This is a genomic window from Roseateles sp. P1_C6 (assembly GCF_056406315.1).
The window spans coordinates 63,455-89,844 of sequence record NZ_JBFUAK010000008.1 but is presented as its reverse complement, the minus strand read 5'-3'; the positions used below and the strand labels follow the sequence as shown (position 1 = coordinate 89,844).

Annotated in this window: 24 protein-coding genes; 22 read left to right on the top strand and 2 right to left on the bottom strand. The window is 69.9% G+C overall.

What is annotated here, in order from left to right:
* Positions 1–65: 65 nt before the first annotated feature.
* The 7 genes from AC1D29_RS18425 (at position 66) to AC1D29_RS18395 (ending at position 5,891) form a co-directional block, all read left to right on the top strand.
* Positions 66–731, top strand: coding sequence for a haloacid dehalogenase type II (locus AC1D29_RS18425; protein WP_477900522.1), 666 nt, complete (start codon positions 66–68; stop codon positions 729–731).
* A 19-nt stretch (positions 732–750) separates the two neighbouring features.
* The gene (locus tag AC1D29_RS18420) at positions 751–1,662 is read left to right on the top strand and encodes a 2-hydroxyacid dehydrogenase (protein WP_477900036.1); all 912 of its coding nucleotides are present in this window, start codon (positions 751–753) and stop codon (positions 1,660–1,662) included.
* Between the two features lie 156 nt (positions 1,663–1,818).
* Positions 1,819–3,216, top strand: a complete 1,398-nt coding sequence (locus tag AC1D29_RS18415) for an aminotransferase class III-fold pyridoxal phosphate-dependent enzyme (RefSeq protein WP_477900034.1) — start codon at positions 1,819–1,821, stop codon at positions 3,214–3,216.
* 205 nt (positions 3,217–3,421) lie between these two features.
* Positions 3,422–3,916, top strand: a complete 495-nt coding sequence (locus AC1D29_RS18410; protein ID WP_477900032.1) for an Lrp/AsnC family transcriptional regulator — start codon at positions 3,422–3,424, stop codon at positions 3,914–3,916.
* Between the two features lie 146 nt (positions 3,917–4,062).
* Positions 4,063–4,806 (top strand): DUF4198 domain-containing protein, encoded by a 744-nt coding sequence (locus tag AC1D29_RS18405; RefSeq protein ID WP_477900030.1) that lies wholly within the window; start codon positions 4,063–4,065, stop codon positions 4,804–4,806.
* A 31-nt stretch (positions 4,807–4,837) separates the two neighbouring features.
* Positions 4,838–5,206 carry a hypothetical protein gene (locus tag AC1D29_RS18400; protein ID WP_477900028.1) on the top strand — a complete coding sequence of 123 codons (369 nt, stop codon included), beginning with the start codon at positions 4,838–4,840 and terminating at the stop codon, positions 5,204–5,206.
* A 67-nt stretch (positions 5,207–5,273) separates the two neighbouring features.
* Positions 5,274–5,891 carry a YdeI/OmpD-associated family protein gene (locus tag AC1D29_RS18395; protein ID WP_477900026.1) on the top strand — a complete coding sequence of 206 codons (618 nt, stop codon included), beginning with the start codon at positions 5,274–5,276 and terminating at the stop codon, positions 5,889–5,891.
* A gap of 167 nt (positions 5,892–6,058) precedes the next feature.
* On the opposite strand, the gene AC1D29_RS18390 is transcribed toward AC1D29_RS18395, so the two are convergent.
* Positions 6,059–7,384 carry an NAD(P)/FAD-dependent oxidoreductase gene (locus AC1D29_RS18390; protein WP_477900024.1) on the bottom strand — a complete coding sequence of 442 codons (1,326 nt, stop codon included), beginning with the start codon at positions 7,382–7,384 and terminating at the stop codon, positions 6,059–6,061.
* Positions 7,385–7,708: 324 nt separating this feature from the next.
* On the opposite strand from AC1D29_RS18390, the gene AC1D29_RS18385 reads away from it, so the two are divergent.
* The 10 genes from AC1D29_RS18385 (at position 7,709) to AC1D29_RS18340 (ending at position 20,742) form a co-directional block, all read left to right on the top strand.
* Entirely contained in the window at positions 7,709–8,146 is a 438-nt protein-coding gene (locus AC1D29_RS18385; protein WP_477900022.1) for a hypothetical protein, read from the top strand.
* 137 nt (positions 8,147–8,283) lie between these two features.
* Positions 8,284–9,519, top strand: a complete 1,236-nt coding sequence (locus tag AC1D29_RS18380) for a TolC family protein (RefSeq protein WP_477900020.1) — start codon at positions 8,284–8,286, stop codon at positions 9,517–9,519.
* On the top strand, positions 9,516–10,103 hold the full coding sequence (locus tag AC1D29_RS18375; protein ID WP_477900018.1) for a hypothetical protein: 588 nt from the start codon (positions 9,516–9,518) through the stop codon (positions 10,101–10,103). The genes AC1D29_RS18380 and AC1D29_RS18375 overlap by 4 nt, the downstream gene beginning before the upstream one ends.
* Positions 10,100–11,224, top strand: coding sequence for an efflux RND transporter periplasmic adaptor subunit (locus AC1D29_RS18370; protein ID WP_477900016.1), 1,125 nt, complete (start codon positions 10,100–10,102; stop codon positions 11,222–11,224). Before AC1D29_RS18375 ends, AC1D29_RS18370 begins: the two co-directional genes overlap by 4 nt.
* 16 nt (positions 11,225–11,240) lie before the next feature.
* A complete protein-coding gene (locus AC1D29_RS18365; protein WP_477900014.1) occupies positions 11,241–14,387 on the top strand; it encodes an efflux RND transporter permease subunit in 3,147 nt (1,048 codons plus the stop codon).
* Complete coding sequence (locus AC1D29_RS18360) at positions 14,387–14,773, top strand: hypothetical protein (protein WP_477900012.1); 387 nt, start codon at positions 14,387–14,389, stop codon at positions 14,771–14,773. Before AC1D29_RS18365 ends, AC1D29_RS18360 begins: the two co-directional genes overlap by 1 nt.
* A 102-nt stretch (positions 14,774–14,875) precedes the next feature.
* Entirely contained in the window at positions 14,876–16,972 is a 2,097-nt protein-coding gene (locus AC1D29_RS18355; RefSeq protein WP_477900010.1) for a TonB-dependent siderophore receptor, read from the top strand.
* A 30-nt stretch (positions 16,973–17,002) separates the two neighbouring features.
* On the top strand, positions 17,003–18,034 hold the full coding sequence (locus tag AC1D29_RS18350; protein WP_477900008.1) for a PepSY domain-containing protein: 1,032 nt from the start codon (positions 17,003–17,005) through the stop codon (positions 18,032–18,034).
* A gap of 32 nt (positions 18,035–18,066) precedes the next feature.
* The gene (locus AC1D29_RS18345; protein WP_477900006.1) at positions 18,067–19,281 is read left to right on the top strand and encodes an acetyltransferase domain-containing protein; all 1,215 of its coding nucleotides are present in this window, start codon (positions 18,067–18,069) and stop codon (positions 19,279–19,281) included.
* Between the two features lie 39 nt (positions 19,282–19,320).
* Positions 19,321–20,742, top strand: a complete 1,422-nt coding sequence (locus AC1D29_RS18340; protein ID WP_477900004.1) for an aldehyde dehydrogenase family protein — start codon at positions 19,321–19,323, stop codon at positions 20,740–20,742.
* On the opposite strand, the gene AC1D29_RS18335 is transcribed toward AC1D29_RS18340, so the two are convergent.
* Positions 20,739–21,647, bottom strand: a complete 909-nt coding sequence (locus tag AC1D29_RS18335; protein ID WP_477900002.1) for a LysR family transcriptional regulator — start codon at positions 21,645–21,647, stop codon at positions 20,739–20,741. The genes AC1D29_RS18340 and AC1D29_RS18335 overlap by 4 nt on opposite strands.
* Positions 21,648–21,844: 197 nt before the next feature.
* Here AC1D29_RS18335 and AC1D29_RS18330 point away from each other — a divergent pair, with 197 nt between their 5' ends.
* The 5 genes from AC1D29_RS18330 to AC1D29_RS18310 all read left to right on the top strand — a co-directional run bounded on the left by AC1D29_RS18330 (position 21,845) and on the right by AC1D29_RS18310 (position 26,315).
* On the top strand, positions 21,845–22,927 hold the full coding sequence (locus AC1D29_RS18330) for an alanine racemase (RefSeq protein ID WP_477900520.1): 1,083 nt from the start codon (positions 21,845–21,847) through the stop codon (positions 22,925–22,927).
* Positions 22,927–24,252 (top strand): NAD(P)/FAD-dependent oxidoreductase, encoded by a 1,326-nt coding sequence (locus AC1D29_RS18325; protein WP_477900000.1) that lies wholly within the window; start codon positions 22,927–22,929, stop codon positions 24,250–24,252. The genes AC1D29_RS18330 and AC1D29_RS18325 overlap by 1 nt, the downstream gene beginning before the upstream one ends.
* 8 nt (positions 24,253–24,260) lie before the next feature.
* Positions 24,261–24,653, top strand: coding sequence for a RidA family protein (locus AC1D29_RS18320; RefSeq protein ID WP_477899998.1), 393 nt, complete (start codon positions 24,261–24,263; stop codon positions 24,651–24,653).
* A 121-nt stretch (positions 24,654–24,774) separates the two neighbouring features.
* Positions 24,775–25,137 (top strand): helix-turn-helix transcriptional regulator, encoded by a 363-nt coding sequence (locus AC1D29_RS18315; protein WP_477899996.1) that lies wholly within the window; start codon positions 24,775–24,777, stop codon positions 25,135–25,137.
* The gene (locus AC1D29_RS18310) at positions 25,131–26,315 is read left to right on the top strand and encodes a M20 aminoacylase family protein (RefSeq protein WP_477899994.1); all 1,185 of its coding nucleotides are present in this window, start codon (positions 25,131–25,133) and stop codon (positions 26,313–26,315) included. The genes AC1D29_RS18315 and AC1D29_RS18310 overlap by 7 nt, the downstream gene beginning before the upstream one ends.
* The last annotated feature ends 75 nt before the right edge of the window (positions 26,316–26,390 follow it).

Below are 26,390 nucleotides of genomic sequence, written 5' to 3'. Positions count from 1 at the left end.
ACTGCTCCATACACTTTTCGCAGGCTCAAGGCTTCACGAAAGCACAGGAAAGGCCCACCGTGTCCATCGTCTTCCGACCCAAGTACATCAGCTTCGACTGCTACGGCACCTTGATCTATTTCCAGATGGCGCCCTGGGCGCGGCGGCTGTTTGCCGACCGCATCGCGCCGGAGCAGATGGACGCGTTCTGCGCCGACTTCTCGGCCTTCCGGCTCGACGAGGTGCTGGGCGACTGGAAGCCCTATTACGACGTCGTCTACAACGCGCTGCTGCGCACGGCCAACAAGTGGCGCGTGCCCTTTCGTGAGGCCGACGTGGCCGAGATCTATGCCGCCGTGCCGACCTGGGGCCCGCACCCCGACACCGTCGCCGGCTTGCAGAAGATCGCCGGCAAGATCCCGCTCGTGATCCTGTCCAACGCGATGGACCACCAGCTGGTGCACAACGTCGCCAAGCTGGAAGTGCCCTTCCACCGCGTCTACTCCGCCCAGCAGGCCAAGGCCTACAAGCCGCGGCTGCGTGCCTTCGAGTACATGGTGCAGCAGCTCGACGCCAAGCCCGAGGACTTCCTGCACGTCTCGTCGAGCATGCGCTACGACCTGATGTCGGCCCGTGACATGGGCATCCGGGACAAGGCGTTCGTCAACCGCCGTCATGAGCCGGGCGCGCCGGGCTACGAGTACGCCGAGATCTCCGACATCGGCGGCCTGGCCGGCCTGGTGGGGCTGTGATCTCGCAGGCGGCTGGCTGATGGCGCTGCTGCTTCTCTCCACGGCAGAGCGCGGCGAGGTCTGGCCGCGCGTGTTCGCCGAAGCGGGAGAGGCCGTCGTCGTCGGCGAGGCGTCGGTGGCCGACCCCGCCGCCATCGCCCACATCGCCTGCTGGGTGCCGCCGCAGGATTTGTCGCTCTACACCGGACTCAAGACCGTCATTTCGGTCGGCGCCGGCGTCGATCACCTGCCGCCGCTGCCCGCCGGCATCGCGCTGTCGCGCACGATCGCGCCGGGCATCGAGGCCATGGTGCGCGACTGGGTCGTGATGGCGGCGCTGATGGCCCACCGGGACATGCCCATCTACATGGCGCAGGCCCGCGATCGCTTGTGGAAGCCGGGCAAGGTCATGGCGGCCAGTGCTCGTACGGTCGGCATCCTGGGCATGGGGCGCATCGGGCGGCTGGCCGCCGCCAGCCTCGGCAGCCTGGGCTTTCGCGTGCGCGGCTGGAGCCTGTCAGGAACGCCGGTCGATGGTGTCGACATGTTTGCAGCCGCCGAACTGGACGGCTTTCTCGGCGGCACCGACATCCTCGTCTGCCTGCTGCCGCTCACCGGGGCCACGCGCGGCATCCTCGGCGACGCGCTGTTCGCAAAGCTGCCGCCTGGCGCGCGCCTGGTGCACGCCGGTCGGGGAGCGCATCTCGACATGGCGGCGCTGTCGCGTGCGCTCGACGCGGGCCAACTCGCATCGGCCATCCTCGACGTGACAGACCCGGAGCCGCTGCCTGCGGAGCACCCGCTCTGGAGCGATCCGCGCGTGATCGTCACGCCGCACGTCGCCGCGCAGACGGACGCCCGCGAGGGGGCATTGCACGCCCTGGCCGTGATCCGCGCGGTGCGTGAAGGCCTGCCCATCCCCGGCCTCGTCGCGCGCGAGCGCGGCTACTGAGCGCGCCGAACCTGCCCGGCGTTGACTGCCGCAGGTTCTGCCGCGAAAGCCCGAATAACGAGGCTTGGCCGCTGTCACCGGTGGGGCTTTCAGCACCACCCGCCATGACGCCGCACCTAAGCTGACCGCGTGTCCACGAACCCTGTTTCGCACGCCATGCAGCACCCCGCCAACCCCCATCTTGACCAACTCCTTGCGCTGGACCGCGGCCATCTGATCCACCCTGTGGCGCCCTGGCGCAAGCATGAGCAGCGCGGCGCCACGGTGCTCGAGTCGGGGCAGGGCGCCTGGCTGCGCGATGCCAACGGCCACGAGCTGCTCGATGCCTTCGCGGGCCTGTGGTGCGTCAACATCGGCTATGGCCACGAGAGCGTCGTCGCGGCAGCCGCCGAGCAGATGCGCAAGCTGCCGTATGCAACCGGCTACTTCCACTTCGGCAGCGAACCGGCCATCCGCCTGGCGGCCAAGCTGGTCGACATCACGCCGGCCTCGCTGACGCGTGTCTATCTGACGTTGGGCGGTTCCGAGGCTGTGGACGCGGCCATCCGCCTGATCACGCAGTACTACAACAACACTGGCCGGCCGGCGAAGAAGCACTTCATCGCGCTGCAGCGCGGCTATCACGGCTCTTCGTCGATGGGCTCGGGCCTGACCGCGCTGCCGGTGTTCCACCGTGGCTTCGACATGCCGCTGCCCAACCAGCACTACATTCCCTCGCCCTATCCCTACCGCAACGCGGAGGGCGGCGACGACCAGGCTGTCATCGCGGCTTCGGTCGCGGCGCTGCGTGCCAAGGTGGCCGAGCTGGGCGCCGAACGCGTGGCGGCCTTCTTCTGCGAACCCATCCAGGGCTCCGGCGGCGTCATCGTGCCACCCAAGGGCTGGCTGAAGGCGATGCGCGATGCAGCGCGCGAGCTCGACATCCTGTTCGTCGTCGACGAGGTCATCACCGGCTTCGGCCGCACCGGGCCGATGTTCGCCTGCGAGGCGGAAGGCGTGGAGCCTGACCTGATGACGCTGGCCAAGGGCCTGACGGCAGGCTATGCGCCGATGGGCGCGACGCTGATGTCCGAGCAGGTCTATGCCGGCATCGCCGACGGCGCGCCCGTCGGCGCGCCCATCGGCCACGGCGCCACCTATTCGGCGCACCCGGTCAGCGCCGCGGTGGCGCTGGAGGTGCTGCGGCTGTACGAGGAGGGCGGCATCCTGGCCAACGGCCAGCAGGTGGCGCCGCATTTCGCGGCCGTGCTGGACGGCCTGGCCGACCACCCGCTGGTGGGCGACGTGCGCTACCGCGGCCTGCTGGGTGCGCTGGAGCTGGTCAGCGACAAGGCCAGCAAGCGCGGCTTCGACGCCAGCCTGGGTCTGGCCGACCGGCTCTTCGACACCGGCTACCGCAACGGCCTGGTGTTCCGCTCCTTCGGCGACCACATCCTGGGCTTCGCGCCGGCGCTGTGCTTCAGCGCCGACGAATTCGCGCAGATGGGCCAGCGTCTTAAGAAAACGCTGGACGATGTGTTGGCGGCACCCGACGTGCGCGCCGCAATGAGATGAAACTGCCCCTCGCCCAGTCTCGCCCTGCTGAACGCGGGCGTGCCCAGTCGGTCCCCCGAGGGGACGGCGATGCTCGCGGGGCGTGCCCCGCTCGCACATCGCCAGACGGGCCGGCTTGGGAGCGGCCCGGCGCTCGGCCCGAAATACGCCCGTTTCTCCCGCTGCGCGGAGAATCGGCGCTCCAGCGTTCAACATTCCAAGCACCGTGGTAGCTCCTCTCAAGCTCGACCGCCTCGACCTGCGCATCCTCAGCCAGCTGCAGAAGAACGGGCGCATCACCAATGTCGACCTGGCCGATGCGGTCGGCCTGTCGCCCAGCCCCTGCCTGATCCGCGTCAAGCGCCTGGAGCAGGCCGGCTACATCTCGGGCTACGGCGCGCAGCTGCGGCTGGAGAAGCTGGGCGACACGCTGACCGTCTTCACCGAGGTCACGCTGTCCGACCACCACCGCGAGGACTTCGCGCGCTTTGAAGCCGCCATCCGCGAGGTCGACGAGATCCTCGAATGCCATCTGGTCAGCGGCGGCTACGACTACCTGCTGCGCTTCATGACACGTGGCGTCAACCACTACCAGTCCATCATCGAAGGCCTGCTCGAGCGCAACATCGGCATCGAGAAGTACTTCAGCTTCATCGTCATCAAGTCGCCCTTCATCAAGACGCACTACCCGATCGAGCGCCTGTTCCCGCAGGAGCCCTGAGCCGCGGTTCAACGCGCTGATCCTCGCTCGGCTTTCGCAGCTTCCTCCTTCGGGGCCTGCCGCAAACGGCAGATTCAGCTCCGCGTTCTGGCCAACACTTGTCGTCGTTCGTTGGACTTTTCGCCCCCCGTTTTCAAGGAGCATTGATGAAGGCATTCGGCAACGTTTTGGCATCGGCGGCGCTTGCAGCCGGTCTTCTGGCCGCCAGTGGCGCCCAGGCCCACGGCTTCTGGTTCGCGCAGCGTGCCAACGCCCTCGCAATGGTCTTCGGCGTCGGCGCCGACGACCTCGACGTGGTGAAGCGCCTGCCCAAGATCACCAGTTTCGGCGCCTACGACGATGACGGCAAGGAAGTGGCCAGCAAGCTCGTCACCAATGGCGCTCTCGTCACCGTCGACGTCGACAACCAGCCCGCCTTCGTCGCCGCCGTCATGGACTACGGCATGTGGAGCAAGACGGCCGACGGCAAATGGCACAACAAGGGCAAGGACGAGGTGCCCGGCGCCATCATCAGCGAGAAGAACTACAAGTACGGTGTGCACCTGCGCCGCGAGCTGAACGGCCCGGTGCCGCTGCTGCCCAGCCAGACGTTGCAGATCGTGCCGGTGAAGACGCCGCTGCCCGTCAAGGCGGGCCAGCCGCTGAAGCTGCGCGTGCTCTACCAGGGCAAGCCGGTGGCCGGCGCGCGCGTGCTGTCCGACTGGGTGAACGATCCGGACGAGAAGGGCGCGACCTCCGGCAAGGACGGCAGCGTCACGATCAAGGTGCGCAATCAGGGCCTGAACGTCATCGTCGCCGTCTTCAAGTCGGCGCCCGAGGACGCCGCCAAGACCAACGCGGTCGAGAACCTCGCGTCGCTGTCCTTCGTCCTCCCCCATGAACCCGAATGATGTGGTCCCGTCTCTGTCGAAAGGTCTTCCCATGAAAAAGCTGTCCACCCTCCTTCTGCTGGCTGCCGCGCTGACGGCCGGCACCGCCTGGGCCCATGGCGACGGTGTTGCTCGCCACGGTGGCATCGTGCAGATGGCCGGCGAGCTGAAGTGCGAACTCGTCGCCAAAGGCGATGCGGTCGAGCTCTACGTCGATGATCACGGCGAGACCGTGCCGGCGGCCAAGCTCACCGGCAAGCTCACCGTGCTGAGCGGCGGCAACAAGTCCGAGGCCAAGCTCGAGCCGGCGGGCGACAAGCTCGTCGCCAAGGGCGTGAAGCTCGTCAAGGGCGACAAGGTGATCGCCATCGTGACCACGGAAGACAAGCAGAACAACAGCGCGCGCTTCGTCATCAAGTGACGTGAACGGGCGACCGTCGCCAACTTGCGGCGGCCGCGGCGGGCTCTGTTGCCGCACACTCTGAGCGATGCCCGCCGCCAAATCCACCGCCCCACCCGACGCTTCGCCGAGGTTGTTCAAGACCGCCAAGGCCTTTGAGACCTGGCTGAAGAAGCATCACGCCACGTCCGACGGCCTCTGGCTCCAGATCGCCAAGCGGGGCGCCGCTGAACCCAGCGTCACCTACCCCGAGGCGGTGGAGATCGCGCTCTGCTGGGGCTGGATCGACGGCCAGAAGAAGGGCCTCGACGATCAGCACTTTCTGCAGCGCTTCACGCCGCGGCGCGCGCGCAGCATCTGGTCGAAGATCAACGTCGACAAGGTCGCGGCGCTCATCGAGGCCGGCCGCATGCAGGCGCCGGGCTACGCTCAGATCGAGGCGGCCAAGGCCGACGGACGCTGGGCACGGGCCTACGACGGAGCGCGCACGTCGGCCGCGCCCGAGGACTTGTTGGCGGCGCTGGAAGCCGAACCGAGGGCCAAGGCCTTCTTCGCGACGATCAACGCCGCCAATCGCTACGCGGTGCTGTGGCGCATTCAAACGGCCGTGAAGGCCGAGACACGCGCAAAGCGGATTGCCCAGCTGGTGGAGATGCTGGGCCGCGGCGAGACCATTCACATCTTCAAGCCCCGTACCAAGGCATGACTGCGGGGGCCACGCGTGGTCTGCCGGGAGTACCTTGCTTGCCGGATGTCACGGACGGCTTCGACACGCCGTTCGGAAACAGGCGTCATGTCGAGACGGCAGTCGAGCATCGGATTGGAGAGCCCGGCTGAACGCCAGCGGCCGGGTGCGGCCAGGGGCGGTCCGCCCTAGAAGTCCGACACCTTGCCCCACTGCGACTTGTCGAAGCGGGCCAGCCGGTACTGCGCGATCTCCGCGATCGGCGGGCGGCCGAGCAGGATGTCGGCCACCAGATGGCCGGCGCCGGGGCCGATGCCGAAGCCGTGGCCCGAGAAGCCCGCGGCCAGCAGCAGGCCCGGTAAGCCGATGTCGCCGTCGATGACGGGCACGCCGTCCGGCGTCGAGTCGATGTAGCCCGCCCACTCCGCCTGCACCTGCACCTGCTGCAGCGCGGGCAGCAGCGCGCGGGCGCGCCGCAGCGTCAGGTCCAGCGTCGCGCGCGCGGGCTTGGGGTCGAGCACGCGCACGGCCTCCATCGGCGTGGGCTGGTCCATGGCCCAGCGGCTGCGGGTCTCGAAGCCTGCCTGCCAGGCCTGCAGGCCGCCCGGCGACAGCATGCGCCAGCGCTTGGCGAACATCGGCACGAAGTGCTTGGCGCCATGCAGCATGCCGGGCGTGGGGTCGACCTTGCCGAAGCCCGAGATGGCCAGCGTGTAGCCGCCGTCGCCCCGGCGCGTGACCGAGGCGCCGGCTGTGTGCAGTGCCGCGGGCAGGCCCTGGGCGCCGGGCGCGACGGACAGGATGGAGCTGCGGATGGCGGCCTGCGGGAAGGCGATGCCCAGCTGATGCAGGAAGCTGCCTGCCCAGGCGCCGCCGGCCAGCACGACCTGGCGCGTGCGGATGACGCCGCGCTCGGTGATGACGCCGCTGACGGCGCCGCCTTCGCGTTCGATGCTGCGCGCTGCGCAGCCCTGCACGACGAAGCCGCCATGCTTGAGCACACCCTGGGCGATGGCGGGTGCCGCGCGCGCGGGGTCGGCGATGCCGTCCGTGGGCGACCAGACGCCGCCCTTCCAGGCCTGACCCGTCGCCGCGCCGCGCTCGGCCGCCTCGGCGGCGTCCAGCATGCGCGTGTCGACGCCGACGCCACGGGCGAACTTGCCCCAGGCCGCCCAGGTGTCCAGTTCCTTGTCGTCGTTGGACAGGTAGAGCAGGCCGCAGCGCGAGAAGCCCATGTCGTCGCCGATGTCGGCGGCCATGTCTTCCCACAACGCGAGGCTCTTGGTGGACAGCGGCAGCTCGCGCGCGTCGCGGTTCTGCTGGCGGCACCAGCCCCAGTTGCGGCTGGACTGCTCCGCGCCGACGCGGCCCTTCTCGATCAGCACGACGCGCTGGCCCGCGCGCGCCAGCCAGTACGCGGCGCTGACGCCGACGATGCCGGCGCCGATGACGACGCAGTCGGCATGGGCGGGCAGGGTGTCGGATGTGACGATGGACTTCAGGGGTGCGGGCATTGGATGTCGGGTTTGGGGCCATGCGCCTGCAACCGTTCGAGCCGCCGCAGTGCCGATTCAGTCTAGGAGCAAGCCCGCGGCATAGGGCTGCGCATCGCGCGCCGTGGACGACATTCCCGACTCCGCAGACGGGGGCCGCCCGCAGGATGTGCCGCTGGCTGCCCGTCCCCATTGGTGCAAACGCGCACCAAGGCACGAGCTGGGCGCACCAGCACTCGGCATGCAGCAGACTGTGCTGTAGCCGGCCTGCCAAATCGACACGAGATTGCGTGCACAGGGGCCTAAACGACAGGTGGCTTGGGGGGCAACTTACATAATTGCTTCATGAACCGCCCGGTCGTCATTGCCGCCCTGCTGATGTCGATGCTGCTGCAAGCAGTCTCGCTGGGCGGGCATTGGGTCGGCGTGGCGAACCCTGCAGAAGCCCTGCATGCGGTGATGCATTGGTCCGGGCTGTCGCACCACCACGACCATGCCGTCACCGAGGCCGTGGCCGACGACGACGCAGGCTTTGAGGCCTTTGCCGCCGAGCTGGCATCGGTCACGCTGAAGCCTCACCAGAGCTACCACCAGGACCACTCGGTGGATTCCAACCATCACATGGGCCAGGACGCTTGCGTCAGCGCCATGGGACCTCTGCCTGCCGGCCTCGGCGGCACGTTCTTGGCGGTGAGCAGCCCGCGGCCCCCGGCGCTGTCCGAGGCCGAGCCCGTCGACCCCTGCCTCGCCGGCCCGCGGCGACCGCCCAAACACCGCGCCTGATTCCGAGCGGGCTCCCGCACCGGTGCCGACAGGCACGCGCGTCGCGGTGAGCGTTGTCCATGCAGCAGCCAGATCCATGACCTGCGCGCCAGCGGCGCGCGGCTGGATCGTGGCGGCTCGAGATCGGCAGGAAGAACTTGAAACCCATCCACAGGATCAGCTCACGCGCCGTCGCCGCAGCGATGGCCTGTTGCGCAGCGTTGCTGGGCCCGGTGCCGGCAACCGCGGCGCCGGTGACGCTGGCGCAGGCTGTCGAGGCGGCCTGGCAGCGCACCCAGGCCGGCGTGGCGTCACAGGCCCAGCAGCTGCGCGCCGACGCGGAGCGCAAGGCCGCGGCCAGCTATCTGGCCGCGCCGCCGGCGCTGTCGCTGTCGCAGCGCAGCGACCGCTGGCAGAACAACCGCGGCGTGCAGGAAAACGAAGTCGGCGTCGCCCTGCCGCTGTGGCTGCCCGGCCAGCGCGGTGCGCGCCTGGCGGCTGCCGACAGCGAATCCAGCCTGGCCACCCAGGGTGCCCAGGTGGCCCTGCTGCGCCTGGCTGGCCAGCTGCGCGACCTGGCCTGGAGCCTCGCGGGGCTGAAGGCCGAAGCGGCCAATGCCCGCGTCCAGCAGGCCTATCTGCAGGCCCTGGCCGCCGACGTTGAGCGGCGCGTCAAGGCCGGCGACCTGGCACGCAGCGACGCCCTTGCCGCGCAGGGCGAAAGCCTGGCGGCGGGCGCCGAGCTCGATGCCGCCGAGCAGCGCCTGGGCGCCGAGCGCCAGCGCTGGACGGCGCTGACCGGCCTGGAGGCCGACATCGAGGCCACCGAGCCCACGGCCCCCGAGGCCGACCCGCTCGACCAGGACCGCCACCCGCTGCTGGCCCAGCAGTCGCTGGCCGTGGACGCCGCGCGGCGCCAGCTGGAGGTCTCGCGGCGCGACGTCGCCGAGGCCCCCGAGCTGAGCGTCATCTACCGCAGCGAGCGCGATGCCCGCGGCCAGCCCAGCCAGGGCAGCATGGTGCTGGGGCTGCGTGTGCCCTTCGGCACGGCGGTGCGCAACGAGCCGCTGCGCGCCGCGGCGCAGGGCGCGCTCGACCAGGCCCTGGCCGAGCAGACCCGCACGCGCCTGGAGCTCGCCGCCGAGCTGGCCATCGCCCGCGATGCCCAGCAGGCCGCCGACCGCCAGGCCGCGCTGCAACGCGATCGTGCGGCCCTGCTGCGCCAGCGCGCGGCGCTGCTCGACAAGTCATTCCGTGCCGGCGAGACCGCGCTGCCCGAGCTGTTGCTGGCCGTCCAGGCCGCCGCTCAGGCCGATGCCGCACTCGCCCGCCAACAGGCCGCGCAGGGCAATGCCCGCGCGCGCTTCCTCCAAGCTTCAGGTGTCCTGCCATGAACCCCTTCTCCTTCCAGAGCCGCCTGGCGCTGGCCGCCGGCCTGTGCCTGCTGCCGCTCAGCCTGGCCCTCGCATCGCCGGGCGCCCACGGCCCCAACGGCGAGCATCTCGACGGCCCGGCCGCCGCCTCCGCCAGCTCCGGCCTGCCGCGCATCGAAGCGCATTCAGAGCAGTTCGAGATCGTCGGTCGCCTGGCCGCCTCCGGCCTCGTGCTCTACGTCAGCCGCTACGAAACCAATGAGGCCGTGCTGGGTGCCCAGCTCGATGTCGAGCTTGGCAACCTGAAGGCGCGGGCCGCCTTCGAGGCCGAGCCCGGCAGCTACCGCCTGAGCGACAAGAAGCTCATCGACGCGCTGCACCAGGCCGGCAACCATGCCCTGGTCTTCACCGTGACCGCGGGTGCCGACAGCGACCTGCTGGACGGCACGCTGGCCGTCGCCGCGCATGACGACCACGACCGTGCCGAGGGCACCGGCATCGGGCTGCGCCGTGGCGCCGCCGTCGCCGCAGGCGCTGGCCTGCTGGCCGCCCTGGCCGCGGTGCTGCTGCGCCGCCGCCGCAACGCCTACGGAGCTGCACGATGAAGACGACGCTGAGCTTGCTGACCCCGCTGACGCTGGCCCTGCTGATAGTCACGGCCCAGGCCTCGCCGGGCGCCCATGGCCCCAACGGCGAACATCTCGACGGCCCCGCGGTCGCCAAGGTCGACGGGCTGGCCCGCCTGCCCGACGGCAGCGTGCAGGTCCCCGTGCCCGCCCAGCGCCGCATGGGCCTGCTGACCCGCATGGTGCCGCTGACCGACGCGCCCGCCGCGCTGCAGCTGCCGGCCCGCGTCGTCATCGACCCGAACGCCAGCGGCCGCGTGCAGACCGTGCAGGGCGGCCGCATCGAGGCCGGCCCCAAGGGCCTGCCGGTGGCGGGCCAGCCGGTGCGCCGCGGCGAGGTGCTGGCCTATGTGCGCTTCCACGCCGAGCCCTTTGCCAGGGCCAACCAGCAGTCCTCTTTGAGCGAACTGCACGCCAGCCGCGCCACCGCGGCGCAACGCGTGCAGCGCCTGCGCTCGCTGGAGGGCAGCGTGCCGCGCAAGGAGATCGAGGCGGCCGAGGCTGAGCTGGCCAGCCTGACGGCGCGCGAGCGTGACGTCGGTGCGAGCCTGCAGGCACGCGAGGCGCTGGTGGCGCCGGTCGACGGCGTCATCGCCAGCACGGCCGCGCTGGCCGGCCAGGTCGTCGAGCCGCGCGACGTGTTGTTCGAGGTGGTGGACCCGGCGCGCGTGCTGGTCGAGGCCAGCACGGCCGACCCGGATGTGGCCCGGCGCATCACTGGCGCCAGGCTGCAGGAACAGGTCGGCGTGAAGCTGAGTCTGGCCGGCGCCGGTCGCGTGCTGCGCGACGGCTTGCTGCCGCTGACCTTCCGCGCCCAGGCCGAGAAGGGGCGCGCGCTGCCGCTGGCCATCGGCCAGACGCTGGGCGTCATCGTCACGCTGGACATGCAGCTCAAGGGCTTCGTGCTGCCGGCCCAGGCCGTCGTGCGCAACCCGGCCAACGAGGCCATCGTCTGGATCAAGTCCGGCGCCGAGCGCTACATCCCGCAGCCGGTGCAGTACCGGCCGCTGGACAGCAACTCGGTCGTCGTGACACAGGGCCTGGGCGAGGCGAACCGCGTCGTCGTGCAGGGCGCGTCGCTGATCGCGCAGATCCGCTGAACGGACGGACGACATCATGTTCAACTGGATCGTCCGCTACAGCCTCCACAACCGGCTCTTCGTGCTGGCCTTTGCGGCCATGCTGATGGTCTACGGCGCCATCACCGCCTGGCGCACGCCGGTCGACGTCTTCCCCGACCTCAACAAGCCGCTGATCACGGTGCTCACCGAGGCCGGCGGCATGGCGCCGGAAGAGGTCGAGCAGCTGGTCACCGTGCCCATCGAGACCGCGCTGAACGGCATGCCCGGCGTGACGCGCGTGCGCTCGACCTCGGGCGTGGGCCTGGCCATCCACTACGCCGAGTTCGACTGGGGCACCGACATCTACCGCAACCGGCAGATCGTCGGCGAGCGCCTGGCGCTGGTGCGCGAGCAGCTGCCCGCCGGCATCGCGCCGGTCATGGGGCCGGTGTCTTCCATCATGGGCGAGGTCATGCTGATCGCGCTGCCGCTGAAGGCAGGTGATCCAAAAGCAGCCACGCCCATGCAGGTGCGCGAGTACGCCGACTTCGTGCTGCGGCCGCGCCTGCTGTCCATCGTCGGCGTGTCGCAGGTCATCCCGATCGGCGGCGAGGTGCGCACGCTGCGCGTCGAGCCCGACACGGTGCGCATGGCCCAGGCCGGCGTGTCGCTGACGCAGATCCAGACGGCGCTGTCCGGCTTTGCGAGCAACGCCGGTGGCGGCTTCATCGACCTGAACAGCCGCGAGTACCTGATCCGCCACATGGCGCGCACCAACCGCGTCGAGGACCTGCAAGGTCTGGCCGTGGCCTGGAAAGACGGCCGGGCCGTGCTGCTGGACCAGGTCGCCACGGTGCGTGTGGCGCCGGCCATGAAGCGCGGCGACGCCGGCTACAACGGCGTGCCCGCCGTCATCGTCAGCGTGCAGAAGCAGCCCGGCGCCGACACGGTGCGCCTGACCGGCCAGATCGAGACCGCGCTGAAGGAGCTGCAGGCCGGCCTGCCGGCCGGCGTGGCCGCGCCCAAGGTGCTGTTCCGCCAGGCCGACTTCATCGAGGCCTCGGTCGGCAACGTCACCGAGGCGCTGCGCGACGGCGCCGTCATGGTGGCCATCGTGCTGTTCGCCTTCCTGCTGTCGGCACGCACGACGCTGATCTCGCTGACGGCCATCCCGCTGTCGCTGGCGGTAACGGCACTGGTGTTCGAGCTGCTGGGTCAGTCCATCAACGTGATGACGCTGGGCGGCATCGCGATCGCCATCGGCGAGCTGGTGGACGACGCGGTCGTCGACGTCGAGAACATCCTGCGCCGCCTGAAGCAGAACCGCGCGGCCGGCAACCCGCTGCCGGTGCGCGAGGTTGTGCGCCAGGCCAGCGTGGAAGTGCGCTCGGGCATCGTCTATGCGACGACCATCGTCGTGCTGGTGTTCGTGCCGCTGTTCGCGCTGCCGGGCATCGAGGGGCGGCTGTTCTCGCCGCTGGGCATCGCCTACATCGCCTCGGTGCTGGCCTCGATGGCCGTGTCGATGACGCTGACGCCGGTGCTGTGCGCCTGGCTGCTGCCGCGCATGAAGCGGCTGGACCATGAGGACAGCCCGCTGGTGCGCTGGCTCAAGCGCCACGACGCCCGGCTGCTGGCCTGGTCCTTCCCGCGTGCCCGCGGGCTGGTGGGCCTGGCCGCCATCGCCGTGCTGGTGGCCGCGGCCAGCGTGCCCTTCATGCCGCGCGCCTTCCTGCCGGCCTTCAACGAGGGCTCGCTGGTGCTGGGCATGATGTTCAACCCGGGCACCTCGCTGGACGAGGCCAACCGCCTGGGCCGCCTGGCCGAGGGGCTGATCCGCGAGGTGCCCGAGGTGACGCAGGTCGGCCGCCGCACCGGCCGCGCCGAGCTGGACGAGCATGCCGAGGGCGTGCACTCGTCCGAGATCGACGTCGACCTGAAGAAGAGCGAGCGTGACCGCGAGACCATCATGGCGGCCATCCGCGAGAAGCTGTCGGTGCTGCCCGCGCAGGTCGCCATCGGCCAGCCAATCTCGCACCGGCTGGACCACCTGCTGTCCGGCGTGCGCGCGCAGATCGCGCTGAAGATCTTCGGCGACGACATCGATACGCTGCGCGGCCTGGCCGAGCAGATGCGCGGCAAGCTCAGCGCGGTGCCTGGCCTGGTCGACCTGACCGTCGAGAAGCAGGTGTTGATCCCGCAGATCACCGTGCGGCTGGACCAGCGCAAGGCGGCCCAGGCGGGCCTCTCGCCCGGCGAGGCCATGCGCACGCTGCAGGCGCTGACCGATGGCGCCCACGGCGCCGAGATCGTCGACGGCCAGCGCCGCTACGACCTGGTGCTGCGCCTGCCCGACGGCCAGCGCAGCCCCCAGGACCTGGCGCGCACGCTGATCGACACGCCGGCCGGCCGGCTGCCGTTGTCGGCCATCGCGACGGTGGAGGAGAGCGACGGACCCAACCAGATCGGCCGCGAGAACAGCCGCCGCCGCATCGTCGTCTATGCCAACACCGACGGGCGCGACATGAGCAAGGTCATCGCCGACATCCGCAAGGCCATCGCCGAGACGCGGCTGCCGGAGGGCAACTTCATCAGCCTGGAGGGCCAGTTCCAGGCCCAGGAGCAGGCCACGCGGCTGATCGTCGTGCTCTCGCTGTTGTCGCTGACGATGGTCTTCCTGGTGCTGTATTCGCGCTACCGCTCGGCGGTGCTGGCGGGGGTCATCATGGCCAACATCCCGCTGGCGCTGATCGGCAGCGTGGTGGCGATGTGGCTGGCGGGCGTGACGCTGTCGGTGGCCTCGATGGTCGGCTTCATCACGCTGGCCGGCATCGCGACGCGCAACGGCATCCTGAAGGTCAGCCACTACATCAACCTGTGCCGCTTCGAGAACGAGCGCTTCGGCCAGGACATGATCGTGCGCGGCTCGCTGGAGCGGCTGACCCCCGTGCTGATGACGGCCCTGGTCGCCGCCTTCGCGCTGACGCCGCTGCTGCTGGCCGGCGACACGCCGGGCAAGGAGATCCTGCACCCGGTCGCCGTCGTCATCTTCGGCGGCCTGATCAGCTCGACGCTGCTGGATTCACTGCTGACGCCGGTGGTGTTCTGGCTGGTCGGCGAGGGCCCGACGCGGCGCCTCATCGACGAGCAGCAGGACGCCGAGGTCGAAGCCCAGCAACTGCCCACCCGCGAGGCCTTCTGATGAACGCTTTCGCACGACGTTTGACCCTGTGGGCCCTGGCGCTGGCTACTTTGCTGCCGGTGCCGATGGCGATCGCGCATGGCGGCGGCAAGCCCCGGCACGGCGGCCTCGTGCAGTCGGCCAACGACCTCAGCTTCGAGCTGGTGGTCGAGAGTGAAGGCGCCACGATCTACGTCGAGGACCACGACAAGCCGCTGGCCACTGCGGGCTTCGGCGGCAAGCTCGGCGTGCTGCTGGCGGGCGTCAAGGCAGACGCACCGCTGAAGCCCGCCGCGCCCAACGCCCTGGTCGCCAGCGGCCTCAAGTTCGCACCCGGCGCCAAGGTCGTCGCCGTGATCACCACACCCCAGAACCAGTCCCTCGCCGTGCGCTTCACGTTGCGCTGACGACCCCGTTCCCTTCCCGCTATTCAAGCCCGTTCTTTCCCAGGAGTTTTCGCGATGTCAAACAAGTGCCCCTCTCGCGCCGCGATTCCCGCGGCTGTACTCATGGTCTGCAGCCCGGCCCTGTGGGCGGCAGATGGCGATGCGGCGTCGGCGACGGACGCCGCCAACAAGCTCGACATCGTCAAGGTGCAGGGCGTCAAGCAGCCCTACCGCACGTTGTCTGCCACCGGCGCGATGAAAACCGACACACCGGTGCGCGACATGGCGCAGAGCGTGCGCGTGCTGTCGGCCGACATCCTGGAGGACGCCGGCATCACCAAGCTGGCCGACGCGCTGGACCTGGGCAGTGGCATCTCCAAGCAGAGCAACCTGGGCGGCCTGTGGGACAGCTACGCGATGCGCGGCTTCACCGGTGACCCCAACTTCGGCTCGGACTACATGGTCAACGGCTTCAACTACAGCCGCGGCTACAACGGCGTGCGCGACTCGGCCAACACGGCCTCGGTCGAGGTGCTCAAGGGCCCGGCCTCGGCCCTCTACGGCCGCGGCGAGCCCGGCGGCACGGTCAACATCACGACCAAGAAGCCGCTGTTCGTGCCCGAGTACACGCTGGGCCTGTCCGGCGGCAGCTACGGCGCCTTTCGCCAGACGGCCGACCTGAGCGGACCGATCAGCTCGGAGATCGCCTACCGCCTCAATGCGGCCCATGAGAAGAGCGACAGCTACCGTGACCAGGTGGAGTCCGAGCGCACGCTGGTGTCGCCGTCCTTCCTGTGGATGCTGGGCGAGGACACGACGATCTCCTACGAGCTGGAGTACTCCAAGCAGGAGGCCAGCTTCGACCGCGGCGTGGTCGCCGTCAACGGCAAGCTGGACGTGGTGCCGCGCTCGCGTTATTTCGGCGAGGCGAACGACGGCCCGCACGTCATCAAGACCACCGGCAACCAGATCTTCGTGCAGCACTACTTCAACGACGACTGGTCCATCCAGACCGGCGTCAGCTACCGCGAGAGCTCCATCAAGGGCATCTCGACCGAGGTGACGGCCTTCAAGAGCGGCAGTACCAGTGTCGTGAACCGCCAGCGTCGCACACGAGACAACCAGGCGCTGGACGTGTCGGGCCGCTTCGAGGTGCTGGGCAAGGTGCGTGCCGCCGGCATGCAGCACAACGTGCTGTTCGGCGTCGATGCCTACAAGTTCACCGACAACCGCCTGCAGTTCCGCGTCCGCAATGTGCCGGCGCTGGAGCTCGACATCTACAACCCCGTCTACGGCAACACGCCGCCGGCCTTCCCGGCCACGCCGCTGACCTGGACGCACGAGGAGCAGCGCTCCAAGTCGGTCTACGGCCAGGACCAGATCGACCTGTCCGCGCAGTGGAAGCTGCTGCTGGGCGTGCGCTACGACAGCTATGACCAGTCGGTGCTGAACCGCAACAGCAGCAAGACGGTGGAACAGTCGTTGAGCGCCACCTCGCCGCGCGCCGGCCTGGTCTACCAGCCCAGCAAGACGGTGTCGATCTATGCCACGGCGTCCAAGAGCTTCCGCCCGAACAGCGGGGTCAGCCGGGCCTTCGAGTCCTTCGCGCCCGAGAAGGGCAAGTCGGCCGAGGTGGGGGCCAAGTTCGACTCGGCCGACGGCAAGATCACCAGCACGCTGGCGATCTACAAGATCTCCAAGAACAACGTGCTGACGCCCGACCCTGTGGACCCGAACAACTTCTCCATCGCCGCCGGCGAGGTGCAGAGCAAGGGCGTCGAATTCGACCTGGGTGGCGAGGTCGCGGCGGGCCTGCGACTGTCGGCGGCCTACGCCTTCACCGATGCCAAGGTGACCGAGGACAACAACGCCTTCCTGGTCGGTCGCCAGCTCGCCAACGTGCCGCGCCACAGCGCCAACCTGATGCTGGTGCAGGCTTTCAAGCTGGGCGGCAACTCCGCGACGGCGGGCCTGGGTCTGAACTACATCGGCGAACGCGAAGGCGCTGTGGCGCCGGTGGTGGTGGCCGACGACTTCAAGCTGCCGGCCTACACGACGGTCAAGCTGCTGGGCAGCTATGCCATCGGCAAGAGCTGGAAGCTGTCGCTCGACATCGATAACGTGTTCGACAAGACCTTCTACAGCAGCTCCTACAGCCAGATGTGGGTCTTCCCCGGCAACGGCCGCAAGGTCACGCTGGCGGGGCAGTTCAAGTTCTGAGCTGACTGAACTGCCAGAGCGAACCCGGCCATGAAGTCCATGCTGCGCTTTCATCGCTGGGTCGGCCGTGGGCTGGCCGCGCTGCTGCTGGTCGCCGCGCTGACGGGTGCCGGCCTGCAATGGCTGCAGCCGCTGCCTGACTCGGGAACGGCTGCGGCGCCGTCCCTCGAGGCGCAAGCCCGTGCCCTCGACGGCGGCCTGGCAACGCTGCAGGCCACCCAGCCCGGCCTGCAGTGGCGCCTGGTGCAATTGGGCGAGCCGGCGCTGCAGGTCGAACTCGACGATGCCCTGGGCAAGCGCTGGCGGGCCGAGCTGGCGGTGCCGGATGGCCGCCTGCTGGCACTGCACGGCGAGGATGAACTGCTGGCGCCCTGGCTGCTGCGGCTGCATCGGTGGCAATGGCTGGGGCCGGCGGGCTCATGGGTGACGGGGCTGGCGGCTTTGCTGGCGCTGAGCTCGGTGGCCGTCGGCCTGCGCCTGTGGTGGCGGCTGCGGCGCACGCGGGCTCCGCAGTTGCGGCGGCGCTGGCACCGACGCATCGGCATCGTGGCGGTGCTGCCGCTCGCGCTGCTGTTCGGCACGGCCGCGATGCTGAGCTGGCCGGGCGCCGTGCGTACGCTGATCGTCGCGCTGGGTGGCAAGGCGGCCGCGGAGCCCCCGGTGGTGCCTGTGCGTGCGGATCTGCCGCTGGTGTCGGCCGGCCAGGCCCTGCTGAGCGCCGCGGCCGCGCTGCCCGAGGCCCGGCCGCAGCGCCTGTACCACCAGGCGCCGGGGCTCTTGCGCCTGCGCCTGCGCGGCGAGGAATGGCACCCCTACGGGCTCAGCCAGGTCTTCGTGGCCGAGCAGGGCGGGGCGGTGCTGGCGGTGCGCGACGGGCGGCAGCTCCCGCTGGCCGAGCGCTACGTCAATGTGATCTTTTCCTTGCACGCCGGCGCCGTGCCGCCGGGGGGCAGCCTGGCGATCGCCGTGCTGATGCGCCTGGCGTGGACGGCACTGGCACTGGCCCTCGCGGCCCTGCTGCTGACCGGTCTGCCCTGGCGCCAACGCAAGCGGCCTGTTTGAGGCGTAACTTCTCTCTTCTCAGCGAGTCCCACATGTCCACTTCGTCCAGACTGTCCCGTGCCGCGGCGGTGCCGTGGCCAGCCGCATCGGCGCAGGGCGCCGTCGCCGCGCACAAGAAGCGCATCACGTCCATCGACGCGCTGCGCGGCTTCGTGATGATCGTGATGATGCTCGACCACGTGCGCGAGCACCTGTACCTGCACCTGAACGTCACCGACCCGATGACCGTGCCCGGTACGCCCAGCGACCTGTATTTCTCACGCCTGGCGGCGCACTTCTGCGCGCCGGTGTTCGTGTTCCTGACGGGCCTGTCGGCCTGGCTCTATGCCAACCCGCCGAGCGGCGCGCCGCGCAACGTGCGCGAGTTCCTGCTCAAGCGCGGCCTGCTGCTGATCGCGCTGGAGCTGACCGTCGTGAACTTCGCCTGGCAAGGCAAGTACGAGGTGCTCTACCTGCAGGTGATGTGGGCGATCGGCTTCAGCATGGTGGCGCTGGCCTTCCTGTCCGGGCTGCCAAGGGGGCTGCTGGCGACGCTGGGCTTGGTCATCGTGTGCGGCCACAACGCGGTGGCCGGCTACACCGTGCCGAACGACAGCCCCTGGTATCCGCTGTGGACGCTGATGCTGCACCGTGGCTGGCTGGTGGCCGAGGGGGCGGTGAAGGTCAAGCTCAGCTATCCGGCGCTGCCATGGGTCGGCGTCATCCTACTGGGCTACACCTTTGCGCCGCTGTTCTCGTCCGTCGTCGACGCGCTGAAGCGCCGCCGCACCCTCATCGTCACCGGCCTGGCCTGCTGGGCCGTGCTGCTGGTGCTGCGTGGCTTCAACATCTACGGCGAGAACGCGCCGTGGACGCCGCAGGCGACGACGCTGGAGACGGTCAAGGTCTGGCTGAACTTCACCAAGTACCCGCCGTCGCTGGACTTCCTGCTGATGACGCTGGGCGGCGGCCTGCTGATGCTGGCGGCGCTGGAGTTCGCCGACAACGGCTTCACCAAGGTCTGCACGACCTTCGGCGGGGCGCCGATGTTCTATTACATCGTCCACCTCTATGTGCTGATGGTCAGCTATCGCATTGCCTTCGCCATCGTCGGCCCCAACCAGGGCACGCGCTTCGGTGTGGATGCCGATTCGTACTGGATCGTCTGGGTCGTCTGGCTGGCCGTGACGGCCTTGCTGTACTACCCCGTGAAGGCTTACGGCGAGTTCAAGCGGCGCACGAGCATCGGCTGGGTGAAGTATTTCTGAGCCTCAGGCTCGAGCAGGACAAGACTTGAAATGGCAGTGATGAACGACACCCGCTTCTACATCGATGGCCAATGGGTCGAGCGCCCCGATGCCCCCCGACTCGCCGTGGTCGATCCCGTCTCCGAGCGCGTCATCGGCCACGTTGCCGCCGGCTCGGCGGTCGATGTCGACCTGGCCGTGCGGGCCGCCCGCCGGGCCTTCGACAGCTTCTCGCGCAGCACGGTCGAGGACAGGCTGGCCTTGCTGCAGCGCATCCTGGCGCTGCTGGAGGAGCGCGCCGAGCTGTTCGCGCAGGCCATCGTCGCCGAGATGGGCTCGGCGATCGGCTTCGCGCGTGCCTCGCACGTGCCCTTCGGCATCGCTCATGTGCGCGCGCAGATCGAGGTGCTGCAGGGCTATGCCTTCCTGCGGAACGCAGGCGGCACGGCCACGGCCAAGGAGGCGATCGGCGTCTGCGCGCTGATCACGCCGTGGAACTGGCCGCTCTACCAGGTCACGGCCAAGGTCGCGCCGGCCATCGCGGCCGGCTGCACGGTCGTGCTGAAGCCCAGCGAGCTGTCGCCGTTCAGCGCGCAGCTGTTCGCGCAGGTCATGCACGACGCCGGCGTGCCGGCCGGCGTGTTCAACCTCGTCGGCGGCACCGGCGAGGTGGTCGGTGCGGCGCTGTCGGCGCATCCGGAGGTGGACATGATCTCGATCACCGGCTCCACGCGCGCCGGCGTGCTGGTCGCGCAGGCCGCCGCCGTGACCGTCAAGCGCGTGGTGCAAGAACTCGGTGGCAAGTCGCCCAATGTCTTTCTCGACGATGCCGATTTCGAGCAGGGCATCGCCCGCGGCGTGCTGGCCGGCATGCGCAATGTCGGTCAGTCCTGCAGCGCGCCGACGCGCATGCTGGTGCCGGCGTCGCGCCTGGCCGAGGCGGAGGCGCTGGCGGTCCAGGCCGTGGCCGGCATCCGGGTCGGCGACCCTCGCGACGAACAGACCACGATGGGACCGATTGCCAACGAAGCGCAGTTCAAGCGTGTGCAAGAGATGATCGCCGTCGGCATAGCCGAGGGCGCCACGCTGATCTGCGGCGGGCCCGGCCGCCCGCAGGGGCTCGACGCTGGCTTCTTCGTGCGGCCGACGATCTTCTCGAACGTGACGACCGACATGCGCGTGGCCCGTGAGGAGATCTTCGGCCCGGTGCTCGTGATCCTGCCTTACCGCGACGAGGAGGAGGCCATCGCCATCGCCAACGACACCGTCTACGGCCTCGGCGCCCATGTGCAGTCGGGCGACATCGAGCGTGCCCGGCGCGTGGCGGGTCGCATCCGCGCGGGCCAGGTGCTGATCAACTACCCCGCCTGGAACGCGCACGCCCCCTTCGGCGGCTACAAGCGTTCGGGCAACGGCCGCGAGTACGGCGTCCACGGTCTGGAGGAATACCTCGAGACCAAGGCCATCATCGGCTACGCCTAGGCGCGCCACGGCGCCGGGTTGAGCGCCTGCCGCAACATGGCAAGGAAGGCCGTGGTCCGTGCGCTGCGGCCGTGCCGTGAGCCCAGCAGGGCCACCACGTCGGCCGCCGGGGCTTCCCAGCCCGGCAGTACGACGGCCAGGCGACCCTGCGCCAGGTCCTCGGCGACGTGCCACTCCGAGCGGATCGCGACCCCCATGCCGGCCAGGGCCCAGTCGCGCACGACGGCGCCGTCGTTGCTCGACATCGCGGGGTCGACGCGCACCGTTTCAGACTCGCGACCCTGCAGCCGCTTGAAGCGCCACAGCGTGACGTCCTCGTCGTTCTCCCGCACCACCAGGCAGCGCTGCCTGAGCAGGTCGTCGGGCCGGGTGATGGCCTCGTTCTGCGCCAGATAGGCGGGGCTCGCGCACAGGATGCGCCGGTTGGGCGCCAGCGTCGTGACGACCTGGTTCAGCGGCCCCGGCGGCCCGATGTGGATCACCACGTCGCAGCTGTCGATCAGACGCGCGCCGGGGTGATCGGAGAGGTCGAGCGAGATCGTCACGCCGTCGTGCGCGCGCGCAAAGGCTTCTGCGACCGGCGCCACGTGCAGCCGGCCGAAGCCATGCGGCGCCGTCACGCGCAGATGACCGCTGACCACGCGGGTCCGGTCTGCCAGCGCTTCCGCCAGCGCCTCCATGGTCTGCGCCACCTGACGCCCGTGCGACGCCACCAGGGCGCCCTCGTCGGTCAGACTGGTGCGGCGCCCAGTCCGGTCGATCAGGCGCACGCCGGCGCGCGCTTCCAGGGCTTGCAGCCGCTGCGAGACGGCGGGCGGCGTGACGTTGAGTTTGCGCGCGGCTTCGGCCAGCGACGCCGAGTCCGCCAGCACGGCAAAGAAAGCCAGGTCGTCGGAGCTGATCATTAATAGCTGACTTATCTGTGGATGTACGAATCGTAAATTGCGTCCTTATATGCCGGCGCCCAGAATGGCTTCGTCCCCCTGACGCAAGGAATGCCGTGACCGAGGCCCTGACCGAAGAACGCGAAACCCTGGAGCCGGCTGCTACGACGACGCTGCAGGACCTGGAAACCCCCTGCCTCGTGCTCGACGCCGAACGCATGGAGCGCAATGTCACGCGACTGCGCGCCAGGCTGGCCGATCTGGGTGTCGGGCTGCGGCCGCATCTGAAGACCTGCAAGTCCGTGGAGGTGGCGCGCCGCGTCATGGATTCGCCGCGCGGCCCGGCGACCGTCTCGACGCTGAAGGAAGCCGCGCATTTCGCGGCCGCCGGCGTGCACGACATGATCTACGCGGTGGGCATCGCGCCGGCCAAGCTGGCGCAGGTGCTGGCCCTGCGGGCTTCAGGAGTCGACCTCGTGGTGCTGCTGGACACCGTGGCGCAGGCCGAGGCCGTGGCGGCCGCGTCGCGCGAGGCGGGCCGGCCCATCCCCGCGCTGATCGAGATCGACTGCGACGGCCACCGCTCGGGCGTGCGGCCCGGCGACAACGACCTTCTGCTGGCCATCGGCCGGGCGCTCGTGCAAGGCGCCGAACTGCGGGGCGTGCTGACCCACGCCGGCGGCAGCTATGCCGCGCGCGGCGAGCAGGCGCTGCGGCAATGCGCCGAGGACGAGCGGCGCGGCGTGGTCCAGGCGGCCACGGCGCTGCGTGCGGCGGGCCTGCCCTGCCCGGTGGTGAGCCTGGGCTCGACGCCGACCGCCCACAGCGCGACCGACCTGACCGGGGTCACCGAGGTCAGGGCCGGCGTGTTCGTCTTCTTCGACCTCGTGATGGCCGGCATCGGCGTCTGCCGGGTGGAGGACATCGCGCTGTCGGTGCTGGCGACGGTGATCGGTCATCAGCGTGACAAGGGCTGGATCCTGATCGACGCGGGCTGGATGGCGATGTCGCAGGACCGTGGCACCGCCAAGCAGGCCGTCAACCAGGGCTATGGCGTCGTCTGCGACCTCGCCGGCCGCGCCTACCCGGACCTCATCGTTGCCGATGCCAACCAGGAGCACGGCATCGTCACCGTGCGCCCCGGCGCCGCGGGCGTGCTGCCCGACCTGGCCATCGGCGACCGCGTTCGCGTGCTGCCCAACCATGCCTGCGCCACCGGCGCTCAGCACCGCAGTTATCACGTGGTGCGCGGCTCCGGGGCCGAGGTCGAGGCCGAATGGCCGCGCTTTGGAGGCTGGTGATGCCCGCACCTTTGACGCCCGTGGAATCCACGCCCGAGCTGTCTGACCGGGCCGATGTGGTGGTCATCGGCGCCGGCATCGTCGGTGTCTTCACGGCCTACTATCTGGCGCGGCGCGGACTGAAGGTGGCGCTGATCGAGAAGGGGCGTGTCGGCGCCGAGCAATCCAGCCGCAACTGGGGCTGGTGCCGCCAGCAGAACCGCGATGCCCGCGAGTTGCCGATGGCGACGCTGGCGCTGGATCTGTGGGAGCGCTTCGCCGCCGAGACCGGCGAAGACACGGGGTTCTCGCGCTGCGGCCTGCTCTACCTGAGCAACGACGATGCGGAACTGGCCGGCTGGGCACGCTGGGGTGAGTTCGCACGCGGCGCTGGCGTGAAGACGCAGATGCTCAATTCGGCCGCAGCCGCCGAACATGGGCGCGTGACCGGCCGGCCCTGGAAGGGCGGCGTCTTCTCGCCGACCGACGGCACGGCGGACCCGTCGCGCGCCGCCCCGGCCGTCGCACGCGCGTTGATGCGGCTGGGCGGCAGCGTGCACCAGGGCTGCGCGGCGCGCGGCATCGAGACCGAGGGCGGCCGGCTGTCGGCCGTCGTCACCGAGCGAGGAACGATACGCACCCGGGCCGCCGTGCTGGCCGGCGGTGCCTGGGCCTCGTCCTTCTGCCGCCAGCAAGGCATCCGTTTTCCGCAGGCCACCATCCGCCAGACGGTGATGGCGGTGGCCCCGGGCACCGCCGAGCTGCCGGCCACGCTGCACACGGCCGGCATCTCGCTGACGCGGCGTGGCGATGGCGGCTATCTGCTGGCGATCAGCGGCCGCGCCCGTGTTGACCCGACGCCGCAGTTCCTGCGCTATTCACCCCAGTTCCTGCCGATGTTCCTGCGTCGCTGGCGCAGCCTGTCGCCCGGTGGCCCGGAAGGACTGCGCTCGGGCCACGAGAGCCTGGCGCGCTGGCGCCTTGATCGGCCGACGCCGATGGAGCGCATGCGCATCCTGGACCCGAAGGTGGATGCGGCGACCGTGCGCCTGACCCACCGTCGCGCGCTGGAACTGGTCCCCGCACTGAAAGCGCGTGCGGTCACCGCGGCCTGGGCCGGCTACATCGACAGCACGCCCGATGGCGTGCCGGGCATCGGGGAGACGGCCACGCTGCCGGGCCTGGTGCTGGCGGCGGGCTTCAGCGGCCACGGCTTTGGCATCGGCCCCGGTGCCGGCCACCTGATCGCCGACATCGTCAGCGGCGCGACACCCATCGTCGACCCGCGCCCCTACCACCCGGACCGCTTCCAGACCTCCGCCTGGGGCCAGGTCGCGGAGTTCTGAGGACTGCCATGGACACCACCATTCCCACGCTGGCTCCGCCCGGCGGCCACTACCGCCATGTCGTCTGCCACGGCGACCTGGTCTTCGTCTCCGGCCAGCTCGGCGCGCGGCCAGACGGCACGCACACGGCAGACCTGCCGTTCGAGGATCAGGTGTGCCAGGCGCTGGCCAACCTGCGCGCCGCACTCGCCTCGGCGGGCGCGGACCTGGACAGCGTCGTGAAGCTGACGGCGTACATCGTCGACGTGGCCCACTGGCCGCGCTTCAACGCGGTCTATGCGTCGGTGATGGGCGAGGCCCGGCCCGCACGCACCGTGGTGCCGGTCCCCGAGCTGCATTACGGCTACCTGGTGGAGCTGGACGCCGTCGCCGTGCGCCGTGTGCCCGGCGCAGCGCCCTGAGCGCGGCAATCGACCGATGCCACAGCTTTGGTTTCCGCGGCGCCGCATTACGCAATTCGCTGCCGTCCCGGCGGGCCGGAATGATCGAATTGACGGCGGGCCCGGCCCTAAGCTGGCGGTCATGCACAACCGAACCGCAGGCTCCGCGGCGAGCCCCCGCCGTCGCTCGCTGGAGCCGGCGCTGCAGCACATCCGTGCCCACCTGGGTGAGCCCCTGCGCCTGGAGGGGCTGGCGGCCCTGTGCGGCCTGAGCCTGTGGCGCTTCGCGACCGTGTTCCGCGAGCATGTCGGCATGTCGCCCTACCGCTATGTCAACGCATTGCGCATCCAGCATGCGCAGACGCTGCTCAGCCAGGGGGTGCCGGCGGCGCGTGCGGCCAGCGAGGTCGGCTTCTACGACCAGAGCCACCTGAACCGCCGCTTCAAGCGCCAGTGCGGCATGACGCCGCGTGAGTTCCAACTTCGCGCGGGGACTTCATGCTGACGTCCGATGCCGACATCGCCGACCTGCTGCCCGACTTGGTCGCGCTGCGCCGTGACCTGCACGCCCATCCCGAGCTTGCCTTCGCTGAGCACCGCACGGCCGGTGTCGTGGCCGACGCGTTGCGGACGCTGGGCCTCGAAGTGCACGAGTGCATCGGTGGCACCGGCGTCGTCGGCGTGCTGCGCAACGGCGAAGGGCGCAGCGTCGGTCTGCGTGCCGACATGGACGCGCTGCCGACGACCGAGCAAAGCGGGCTGGTGCACCAGAGCCTTTTCAGCGGCGCCCATCATGGCTGCGGGCACGATGGGCACACGACGATGCTGCTGGGCGCAGCGCAGCATCTGGTGCGAACAAGGCGGTTCGCTGGCACCGTGAACTTCATCTTCCAACCCGCCGAGGAGGGCCGCGGTGGCGCGCGCGCCATGATCCAGGACGGGCTCTTCGAGCGCTTTCCCTGCGACACCGTCTTCGCGCTGCACAACTGGCCCGACCTGCCGCTGGGCCAGGCGCAGACCCGGCCAGGACCGATCATGGCGGCGGCCGATCGTTTCGACATCACCGTGCGCGGTCGTGGTGGCCACGCGGCGCAGCCGCACCGCACGCCCGACGCGTTGCTGGCGGCCAGCCAGCTGGTCTGTCAGCTCAACACCCTGATCGCGCGGCGCATCGACCCGACCGAATCCGCCGTGCTTTCGGTGACGCGCATCCAGGGCGGCAATTCGCACAACGTGATGCCTGCCGAGGTGCAGATCACCGGCACCGTGCGCAGCTTCGACGCCGCGAGCCAGGACCTCATCGAGTCGGCCTTGAAGGACTGCGCAGCCGGCGCGGCATTGGCCAGCGGCTGCGACGTCGAGGTCGACTACGTGCGCTATTACCCGGCCACGATCAACAGTCCGGACCAGGCGCGGTTTGCGCTGCAGGCCGCCGCGGCGGCGGGGCTGGATGCCCGCGAGGCGCCCCGGCCTGCGTTCACATCCGAGGATTTCGCCTTCATGCTGCTTGAGCGCCCCGGCGCCTATCTGTGGCTGGGACAAGGGCCGAAGTCGGTGGGCGATGGCGACTATCGACCGCTCCACCATCCCTGCTATGACTTCAATGATCGGCTGCTGCCGCTCGGCCTGAAATGGTTCGTCCAGATCGTCGAACTGGCGTTGGCGCCGACGTCGAAGGGCTGATTGAGAAGGCTTGCGCGCAGGTGCGGCAGATTGCGCTGCAGGGGCGGGGAAATCGCGCAATTGCCACCGCCATGA